The organism is Streptococcus mitis (assembly GCF_002096735.1).
GTDB classification, from domain to species: domain Bacteria; phylum Bacillota; class Bacilli; order Lactobacillales; family Streptococcaceae; genus Streptococcus; species Streptococcus mitis_CZ.
The window spans coordinates 24,585-33,336 of sequence record NZ_NCVC01000008.1 but is presented as its reverse complement, the minus strand read 5'-3'; the positions used below and the strand labels follow the sequence as shown (position 1 = coordinate 33,336).

Genomic DNA, 8,752 nt, shown 5'->3' with positions numbered 1-8,752 from the left:
ATACACCTGTACCCATGCCGAACACAGAAGTTAAGCCCTAGAACGCCGGAAGTAGTTGGGGGTTGCCCCCTGTGAGATATGGAAGTCGCTTAGCTCTAGGGAGTTTAGCTCAGCTGGGAGAGCATCTGCCTTACAAGCAGAGGGTCAGCGGTTCGATCCCGTTAACTCCCATAGGTCCCGTAGTGTAGCGGTTATCACGTCGCCCTGTCACGGCGAAGATCGCGGGTTCGATTCCCGTCGGGACCGTTTAAGATAACGGAAGTTATTTTAGACTCGTTAGCTCAGTTGGTAGAGCAATTGACTTTTAATCAATGGGTCACTGGTTCGAGCCCAGTACGGGTCATATATGCGGGTTTGGCGGAATTGGCAGACGCACCAGATTTAGGATCTGGCGCTTAACGGCGTGGGGGTTCAAGTCCCTTAACCCGCATTAAGATAAAATAAATGAGCCGGCTTAGCTCAGTTGGTAGAGCATCTGATTTGTAATCAGAGGGTCGCGTGTTCAAGTCATGTAGCCGGCATTTTTAGATAGAAGAAAACAGTGCGAACGTAGTTCAGTGGTAGAACACCACCTTGCCAAGGTGGGGGTCGCGGGTTCGAATCCCGTCGTTCGCTTAGAGAGGCCGGGGTGGCGGAACTGGCAGACGCACAGGACTTAAAATCCTGCGATTGGTAACGATCGTACCGGTTCGATTCCGGTCCTCGGCATAAACTAATGAGCACCCTTAGCTCAACTGGATAGAGTACCTGACTACGAATCAGGCGGTTAGAGGTTCGACTCCTCTAGGGTGCATTTTTCTATTTAACTCGGGAAGTAGCTCAGCTTGGTAGAGTACTTGGTTTGGGACCAAGGTGTCGCAGGTTCGAATCCTGTCTTCCCGATACATTACAGAGATACGTAAATGTATCTTTTTTATTTAGCTCTTTGCCAACTGTAGTGGGTTGAAGAAAAGCTAAGCTCGAGAAAGTACAAAATTAAGAGAGAATCAGTTTGCTTCTCTCTTTTTTTGAATTCCAGTAATTCATTTTGATCGCGTATATTTTTTTGTTTCCTGATTTGTTCAATGAATACTGTAGTTTAGGTACATAAATTAAAATTTAACAGATTGTATAATTCTTACAAACTTTTAAGAAAGTAATTGAAGAGTTTTTTGCTCTGCCTATAATATATATGTTTTTGAGATGGAAATTTCCGATCTTTTGATTTTAAATAAGTATTAGTGTTCAATATAGTGTGAATTGGGTTTGATATTTCTTTTGAGGAAGCTGCCTTAGATTTTTCTACTTGTGTTTTATTGTATAGTGTATCTTGCTTGTTTTGAACAGAATCTTTTATGACATTTGTCATATCTCCTCATGACAGAAGCTTCTAGTGGCAGTAGATTCAAAGAATTATACTAGATGTATCAAATGGAGGAAGAAAAAAATGAAACATAAAGTAATTGTCGCAGTGAGTCTAGTAGCAGCAGGAGTCGTGACTTATCTCATGTTCTCAGGATTGGATGAAGATTTCTATCATTTTCCTTGGGAGCTATTTGCAGGATTTGGAATGATGTCCTGGCTTATCCGAGAAGGTTTGAAATTAGTCTCAGATGTGAAAAAGGAGTTTGAAAAATGAAAAAAGCGTTTCTCTATCTTTTTATTGGACTATCACTAGTGGTATGGTTTGTAGAAATGTTTACAGGTTGGTTTGATCAAGCCTTCCTTCACCAATTCATCCGTGGTGCCTGGGGACTAGGATTTATGATTTTTATCGCCTTTCCTATGGGAAAGGAGTGGCTGAAAGGAGAATATCATGAATATGATTAAGGTAGAAAGCCTAAATAAAAACATCAAGGGCAAGGCTATTTTGAAGGATATTTCCTTTGAGGTAGCTGAAGGTGAATGTGTTGCCATGATTGGGCCAAACGGAGCAGGAAAGACGACACTCTTGGACTGTTTGCTTGGAGATAAACTGGTCACCAGTGGGCAAGTATCTATCCAAGATTTGCCGGTAACGAGCTCTAAGTTAGACTACACAAGATCCTATCTCCCTCAAGAAAATGTAATTGTTCAAAAATTAAAGGTTAAAGAGTTGATTGTTTTCTTTCAACGTATCTATCCAAATCCCTTGAGCGAGCAGGAAATTGATCAACTATTGCAGTTTGACCAGCAACAAAAAGAGCAATTCGCAGAAAAATTATCAGGTGGACAAAAGCGTCTTTTCTCTTTTGTCTTGGCCTTAATTGGGCGACCAAAGCTTGTCTTTTTAGATGAGCCTACATCGGCTATGGATACCTCAACTCGTCAACGTTTTTGGGAAATTGTCGATCAGTTAAAGAAAAATGGTGTGACCATTGTCTATTCTTCTCACTATATCGAAGAGGTAGAGCATACAGCTGACCGGATTTTGGTTTTAAATAAGGGAGAGTTGATTCGTGATACGACGCCTCTAGCTATGCGTAGTGAGGAGATTGAAAAGCATTTTATCCTTCCTCTAGCTTACAAGGAAGTCGTTGAGAAGTCAAACTTGGTTGAAAACTGGTCACAAAAACAGGATGCTCTACAAGTAGTCACACGCGAAGCAGATGCTTTCTGGGAACTATTAGTCCGAGCAGGATGTAGGATTCAAGAAATTGAAGTCAATAATCGTAGCTTACTGGATACAATCTTTGAAGAAACACAAAAGGGAGATGACTAAGATGAAACAATGGATAGCATTAAATAAGATAGAATTTCTATTGACCAAACGACAATTAGTCTACTATCTATTATCCGTAGGGATGCCGACAGCCTTCTATTTATTCTTTTCAGGCATGTACCAGGACACACCAGGTGGACCAGCTAATTTTATGCGTGACTACCTCATCTCCATGACAGCCTTTTCCATGATGTCGACAGCCATGTTTTCATTTCCAGCTGTCTTACATACCGATAAAATCAACAACTGGCAGAAAACATTGCGCCATACCCCTGTAAATATGGTAGAATATTATCTATCAAAGATAACAAGTATGATGGTTGATTATTTGGTCTCAATCCTGGTTGTTTTCTCAGTTGGGCACTTGGTCAGAGGTGTGGATATGCCTCTAGGAAGCTGGATTGGGGCTGCGTTCTTGCTGATAGTAGGAAGTGTTGCCTTTGTAGCGCTTGGATTGACCTTGACACTCTTGCCTTCTAGTCAGCTGATGTCTGTCGTGGGCAATCTTCTCTATCTAGGCTTGGCTGTTTTAGGTGGACTCTGGATGCCCATCTCTTTATTTCCAGACTGGATGCAAGCAATCGGGAAGTGCCTACCAACTTATCAGTTGATGGAGTTGCTCAAGACCTTCTTAAACGAGGGTAGCATCAATCTATCAGCCACAGTTTATCTACTTGTTTTTTCAGCAGTTTTGTTTGGTTTGACTATTTACCTTCAAGGTCATAAGGAGAATGCTTAATGCTTGAAAGAATGAAAAGCATACACTATATGTTTTGGGTCAGTTTAATTTTTATGATTTTCCCCATCCTACCTGTAGTGACTGGGTGGCTTTCTGCCTGGCATTTATTGATTGATATTCTATTTGTAGTGGCGTATTTGGGTGTTTTAACAACTAAGAGCCAGCGCCTATCTTGGCTATATTGGGGCTTCATGCTGACTTATGTAGTTGGGAATACTGCCTTTGTTGCTGTTAATTATATCTGGTTTTTCTTTTTCCTATCCAATCTCTTAAGTTATCATTTCAGCGTAGGTGGTTTAAAGTCTTTACATGTCTGGACTTTTCTTTTTGCTCAAGTCCTTGTTGTGGGCCAACTTTTGATTTTTCAGAGAATCGAAGTTGAGTCTCTATTCTATCTATTTGTAATTCTTACTTTTGTCGATTTAATGACTTTTGGCTTGGTTCGGATTCGGATTGTGGAGGATTTGAAAGAAGCGCAGGCTAAGCAAAATGCCAAGATAAATCTATTGCTTGCTGAAAATGAACGTAGTCGTATCGGTCAGGATTTGCATGATAGTCTGGGACACACCTTTGCTATGCTGAGTGTCAAGACAGATTTAGCCTTGCAGTTGTTTCAGATGGAGGCTTATCCACAGGTGGAAAAGGAATTAAAAGAAATACAGCAAATTAGCAAAGAATCAATGTGTGAAGTGCGAACCATTGTGGAAAATCTTAAGTCTAGAACTTTGACATCCGAACTAGAGACTGTGAAAAAGATGTTAGAAATTGCTGGAATTGAGGTGGAAATAGCTAATCAACTAGATACAGCTAGCTTAACTCAGGAATTGGAGTCAACGGCTTCCATGATTTTACTTGAATTAGTGACCAATATCATCAAACATGCTAAAGCGTCTAAAGTCTACTTAAAATTAGAACGGACAGAGAAAGAACTCATTCTAACAGTGAGAGATGATGGCTGTGGCTTTGCTTCTATAAAGGGGGATGACCTCCATACAGTTCGAGATCGTGTTCTTCCATTTTCGGGAGAAGTAGAGGTAATTAGTTGGAAACAACCGACAGAAGTGCAGGTTCGACTACCTTATAAGGAGAGAAACTAAGATGAAACTACTTGTTGCAGAAGATCAAAGTATGTTGCGAGATGCCATGTGCCAGTTGCTCACGCTTCAACCAGGTGTAGAGTCTGTCTTTCAAGCCAAGAATGGGCAAGAAGCAATCCAACTATTAGAAAAGGAGTCTGTAGATATCGCCATCCTTGACGTAGAAATGCCTGTTAAGACAGGTCTTGAAGTTTTGGAGTGGATACGAGCAGAAAAGCTTGAAACAAAGGTGGTTGTGGTGACGACCTTCAAACGTCCTGGGTATTTTGAACGTGCGGTCAAGGCTGGAGTAGATGCTTATGTATTAAAAGAAAGAAACATTGCAGAGCTAATGCAAACCTTGCACACCGTCCTAGAGGGACGCAAGGAGTATTCGCCTGAATTGATGGAAGTGGTGATGACGCATCCCAATCCATTAACAGAACAAGAAATCGCAGTTTTAAAGGGAATTGCTCAGGGCTTCTCTAACCAAGAAATTGCAGACAAACTTTATCTATCCAACGGAACAGTCCGAAACTATGTCACCAATATTCTTTCGAAACTAGATGCAGGTAATCGAACAGAGGCAGCCAATATCGCTAAAGAATCTGGTTGGTTGTGATACTATCATATCTCGAAAACCATTATGTGCTAAAATTGATGGGATTGCATGGAACAATACCAAACTTTAGGAGGGATTTATTCCTCCTTTTCTTTCTTTTGGGAGCAATACAAACGAGCTAAAAATAACAATAAAAAAGAAAAATATCTTGACAAGAAAGGGAAAAATTTGTTACAATAATAGACGGTACTTTTTACTTTTGGTCTCTCAAGAGTGTACAGGGACGTGCTGACAAATGTTGCAAAAGTACACACAGATGATAGCTGTCACCAAGTGTATCATCACCAAAAATAAAAAAACACAGGAGAATGTAGATGCCTACAATTAACCAATTGGTTCGCAAACCGCGTAAATCAAAAGTAGAAAAATCTAAATCACCAGCTTTGAACGTTGGTTACAACAGTCATAAAAAAGTTCAAACAAACGTTTCTTCACCACAAAAACGTGGTGTTGCAACTCGTGTTGGAACAATGACACCTAAAAAACCTAACTCAGCCCTTCGTAAATTCGCTCGTGTACGTTTGAGCAACCTTATCGAAGTTACTGCCTACATCCCAGGTATCGGACACAACTTGCAAGAGCACAGCGTGGTTCTTCTTCGTGGTGGACGTGTAAAAGACCTTCCAGGGGTACGTTACCATATCGTCCGTGGTGCACTTGATACTGCAGGTGTTAACGATCGTAAACAAGGCCGTTCTAAATACGGTACTAAACGTCCAAAAGCATAAGGAAAGGGGATAAAGAGAAATGAGTCGTAAAAATAGAGCTCCAAAACGTGACGTATTGCCAGATCCGCTTTACAATTCACAACTAGTTACTCGTCTTATCAACCGCGTTATGCTTGACGGTAAACGTGGTACAGCTGCTTCAATCGTTTACGGTGCTTTTGAGCAAATCAAAGAAGCTACTGGTAACGATGCACTTGAAGTATTTGAAACAGCTATGGAAAACATCATGCCTGTACTTGAAGTACGTGCACGTCGTGTTGGTGGTTCTAACTACCAAGTCCCAGTTGAAGTTCGTCCAGAACGTCGTACAACACTTGGACTTCGTTGGTTGGTAACAATCGCTCGTCTTCGTGGTGAACACACAATGCAAGACCGTCTTGCAAAAGAAATCTTGGATGCTGCTAACAACACTGGTGCAGCTGTTAAGAAACGTGAAGACACTCACCGTATGGCTGAAGCTAACCGTGCATTCGCACACTTCCGTTGGTAAAATCATGATGCTAGGAACGGTAAGGATGCAAGGTGAAAATAGGAAACTGACGCAGTATTCGACGAATACAAGGAAGTTTATCTTTTTCACACAGCATCCCGTTCCGGCTCAAATCGGCTAATTAACTTTAGCCCGAGTTCAACTCAACTTACCATCTCGTAAGTTGAAACCAACAATAGCATGAAAACATTGAGAACGGGTAGGTCCTGCCTATCCGTTTTTATTAAAATCGTGTTATAATAGAATAGAAATCAAAAATAAATAGGAGAAACAAACCTCATGGCACGCGAATTTTCACTTGAAAAAACTCGTAATATCGGTATCATGGCTCACGTCGATGCTGGTAAAACAACAACTACTGAGCGTATTCTTTACTACACTGGTAAAATCCACAAAATCGGTGAAACTCACGAAGGTGCGTCACAAATGGACTGGATGGAGCAAGAGCAAGAACGTGGTATCACTATCACATCTGCTGCGACAACAGCTCAATGGAACAACCACCGCGTAAACATCATCGACACACCAGGACACGTGGACTTCACAATCGAAGTACAACGTTCTCTTCGTGTATTGGATGGTGCGGTTACCGTTCTTGACTCACAATCAGGTGTTGAGCCTCAAACTGAAACAGTTTGGCGTCAAGCAACTGAGTACGGAGTTCCACGTATCGTATTTGCCAACAAAATGGACAAAATCGGTGCTGACTTCCTTTACTCTGTAAGCACACTTCACGATCGTCTTCAAGCAAATGCACACCCAATCCAATTGCCAATCGGTTCTGAAGATGACTTCCGTGGTATCATCGACTTGATCAAGATGAAAGCTGAAATCTATACTAACGACCTTGGTACAGATATCCTTGAAGAAGATATTCCAGCTGAATACCTTGACCAAGCTCAAGAATACCGTGAAAAATTGATCGAAGCAGTTGCTGAAACTGACGAAGAATTGATGATGAAATACCTCGAAGGTGAAGAAATCACTAACGAAGAATTGAAAGCTGGTATCCGTAAAGCGACTATCAACGTTGAATTCTTCCCAGTATTGTGTGGTTCTGCCTTCAAAAACAAAGGTGTTCAATTGATGCTTGATGCGGTTATCGACTACCTTCCAAGCCCACTTGACATCCCAGCAATCAAAGGTATCAACCCAGATACAGACGAAGAAGAAACTCGTCCAGCATCTGATGAAGAGCCATTTGCAGCTCTTGCCTTCAAAATCATGACAGACCCATTCGTAGGTCGTTTGACATTCTTCCGTGTTTACTCAGGTGTTCTTCAATCAGGTTCATACGTATTGAACACTTCTAAAGGTAAACGTGAACGTATCGGACGTATCCTTCAAATGCACGCTAACAGCCGTCAAGAAATTGACACTGTTTACTCAGGTGATATCGCTGCTGCCGTTGGTTTGAAAGATACTACAACTGGTGACTCATTGACAGATGAAAAAGCTAAAATCATCCTTGAGTCAATCAACGTTCCAGAACCAGTTATCCAATTGATGGTTGAGCCAAAATCTAAAGCAGACCAAGATAAGATGGGTATCGCCCTTCAAAAATTGGCTGAAGAAGATCCAACATTCCGCGTTGAAACAAACGTTGAAACTGGTGAAACAGTTATCTCTGGTATGGGTGAACTTCACCTTGACGTCCTTGTTGACCGTATGCGTCGTGAGTTCAAAGTTGAAGCGAACGTAGGTGCTCCTCAAGTATCTTACCGTGAAACATTCCGTGCTTCTACTCAAGCACGTGGATTCTTCAAACGTCAGTCTGGTGGTAAAGGTCAATTCGGTGATGTATGGATTGAATTTACTCCAAACGAAGAAGGTAAAGGATTCGAATTCGAAAACGCAATCGTCGGTGGTGTGGTTCCTCGTGAATTTATCCCAGCGGTTGAAAAAGGTTTGGTAGAATCTATGGCTAACGGTGTTCTTGCAGGTTACCCAATGGTTGACGTTAAAGCTAAGCTTTACGATGGTTCATACCACGATGTCGACTCATCTGAAACTGCCTTCAAGATCGCGGCTTCACTTGCCCTTAAAGAAGCTGCTAAATCAGCACAACCAGCTATCCTTGAGCCAATGATGCTTGTAACAATCACTGTTCCAGAAGAAAACCTTGGTGATGTTATGGGTCACGTAACTGCTCGTCGTGGACGTGTAGATGGTATGGAAGCACACGGTAACAGCCAAATCGTTCGTGCTTACGTTCCACTTGCTGAAATGTTCGGTTACGCAACAGTTCTTCGTTCTGCATCTCAAGGACGTGGTACATTCATGATGGTATTTGACCACTACGAAGATGTACCTAAGTCAGTACAAGAAGAAATCATTAAGAAAAACAAAGGTGAAGACTAATCAGTCCTCACTCTAGAAGGAAGTCACTTAGTGGCTTCCTTTTGTCTTTAGAAAAT

Annotated in this window: 10 protein-coding genes, 9 tRNA genes and 1 rRNA gene; all 20 read left to right on the top strand. The window is 41.5% G+C overall.

What is annotated here, in order from left to right:
- A 5S ribosomal RNA gene (gene rrf, locus B7703_RS00440) occupies positions 1-94 on the top strand; the annotation flags it as partial.
- A gap of 4 nt (positions 95-98) precedes the next feature.
- Positions 99-171 (top strand) — tRNA-Val (locus tag B7703_RS00435).
- 2 nt (positions 172-173) lie between these two features.
- Positions 174-246: transfer RNA gene (locus B7703_RS00430), tRNA-Asp, on the top strand.
- A gap of 24 nt (positions 247-270) precedes the next feature.
- Positions 271-343 (top strand) — tRNA-Lys (locus tag B7703_RS00425).
- Between the two features lie 5 nt (positions 344-348).
- Positions 349-430: transfer RNA gene (locus tag B7703_RS00420), tRNA-Leu, on the top strand.
- Positions 431-448: 18 nt separating this feature from the next.
- Positions 449-521: transfer RNA gene (locus B7703_RS00415), tRNA-Thr, on the top strand.
- Positions 522-543: 22 nt separating this feature from the next.
- Positions 544-615, top strand: a tRNA-Gly gene (locus tag B7703_RS00410).
- Positions 616-622: 7 nt separating this feature from the next.
- Positions 623-708, top strand: a tRNA-Leu gene (locus B7703_RS00405).
- Between the two features lie 11 nt (positions 709-719).
- Positions 720-793, top strand: a tRNA-Arg gene (locus tag B7703_RS00400).
- 15 nt (positions 794-808) lie between these two features.
- Positions 809-882 (top strand) — tRNA-Pro (locus B7703_RS00395).
- 544 nt (positions 883-1,426) lie between these two features.
- Entirely contained in the window at positions 1,427-1,618 is a 192-nt protein-coding gene (locus tag B7703_RS00385) for a hypothetical protein (RefSeq protein ID WP_049543646.1), read from the top strand.
- Positions 1,615-1,809: a hypothetical protein gene (locus tag B7703_RS00380; RefSeq protein ID WP_049543649.1), complete on the top strand. Its 195-nt coding sequence runs from the start codon at positions 1,615-1,617 to the stop codon at positions 1,807-1,809. Before B7703_RS00385 ends, B7703_RS00380 begins: the two co-directional genes overlap by 4 nt.
- Complete coding sequence (locus B7703_RS00375; RefSeq protein WP_060627197.1) at positions 1,796-2,680, top strand: ABC transporter ATP-binding protein; 885 nt, start codon at positions 1,796-1,798, stop codon at positions 2,678-2,680. Before B7703_RS00380 ends, B7703_RS00375 begins: the two co-directional genes overlap by 14 nt.
- A 1-nt stretch (position 2,681) precedes the next feature.
- Entirely contained in the window at positions 2,682-3,419 is a 738-nt protein-coding gene (locus B7703_RS00370; protein WP_060627196.1) for an ABC transporter permease, read from the top strand.
- The gene (locus tag B7703_RS00365) at positions 3,419-4,516 is read left to right on the top strand and encodes a sensor histidine kinase (protein ID WP_084923172.1); all 1,098 of its coding nucleotides are present in this window, start codon (positions 3,419-3,421) and stop codon (positions 4,514-4,516) included. The genes B7703_RS00370 and B7703_RS00365 overlap by 1 nt, the downstream gene beginning before the upstream one ends.
- Position 4,517: 1 nt before the next feature.
- Positions 4,518-5,117 (top strand): response regulator transcription factor, encoded by a 600-nt coding sequence (locus B7703_RS00360; RefSeq protein WP_084923170.1) that lies wholly within the window; start codon positions 4,518-4,520, stop codon positions 5,115-5,117.
- Positions 5,118-5,165: 48 nt separating this feature from the next.
- Entirely contained in the window at positions 5,166-5,297 is a 132-nt protein-coding gene (locus B7703_RS10135) for a hypothetical protein (protein WP_261014231.1), read from the top strand.
- 134 nt (positions 5,298-5,431) lie between these two features.
- Positions 5,432-5,845 (top strand): 30S ribosomal protein S12, encoded by a 414-nt coding sequence (gene rpsL / locus B7703_RS00350; RefSeq protein ID WP_001142332.1) that lies wholly within the window; start codon positions 5,432-5,434, stop codon positions 5,843-5,845.
- A 19-nt stretch (positions 5,846-5,864) separates the two neighbouring features.
- A complete protein-coding gene (gene rpsG, locus B7703_RS00345) occupies positions 5,865-6,335 on the top strand; it encodes a 30S ribosomal protein S7 (protein ID WP_000087873.1) in 471 nt (156 codons plus the stop codon).
- 279 nt (positions 6,336-6,614) lie between these two features.
- Positions 6,615-8,696: an elongation factor G gene (gene fusA / locus B7703_RS00340; RefSeq protein WP_000090348.1), complete on the top strand. Its 2,082-nt coding sequence runs from the start codon at positions 6,615-6,617 to the stop codon at positions 8,694-8,696.
- Positions 8,697-8,752 lie beyond the last annotated feature (56 nt).

Bases quoted from the DNA above. Each gene is read 5' to 3' on its own strand.
- B7703_RS00385 (WP_049543646.1), top strand. From the start codon at position 1,427: ATGAAACATAAAGTAATTGTCGCAGTGAGTCTAGTAGCAGCAGGAGTC.
- B7703_RS00380 (WP_049543649.1), top strand. From the start codon at position 1,615: ATGAAAAAAGCGTTTCTCTATCTTTTTATTGGACTATCACTAGTGGTA.
- B7703_RS00375 (WP_060627197.1), top strand. From the start codon at position 1,796: ATGAATATGATTAAGGTAGAAAGCCTAAATAAAAACATCAAGGGCAAG.
- B7703_RS00370 (WP_060627196.1), top strand. From the start codon at position 2,682: ATGAAACAATGGATAGCATTAAATAAGATAGAATTTCTATTGACCAAA.
- B7703_RS00365 (WP_084923172.1), top strand. From the start codon at position 3,419: ATGCTTGAAAGAATGAAAAGCATACACTATATGTTTTGGGTCAGTTTA.
- B7703_RS00360 (WP_084923170.1), top strand. From the start codon at position 4,518: ATGAAACTACTTGTTGCAGAAGATCAAAGTATGTTGCGAGATGCCATG.
- B7703_RS10135 (WP_261014231.1), top strand. From the start codon at position 5,166: ATGGAACAATACCAAACTTTAGGAGGGATTTATTCCTCCTTTTCTTTC.
- rpsL (WP_001142332.1), top strand. From the start codon at position 5,432: ATGCCTACAATTAACCAATTGGTTCGCAAACCGCGTAAATCAAAAGTA.
- rpsG (WP_000087873.1), top strand. From the start codon at position 5,865: ATGAGTCGTAAAAATAGAGCTCCAAAACGTGACGTATTGCCAGATCCG.
- fusA (WP_000090348.1), top strand. From the start codon at position 6,615: ATGGCACGCGAATTTTCACTTGAAAAAACTCGTAATATCGGTATCATG.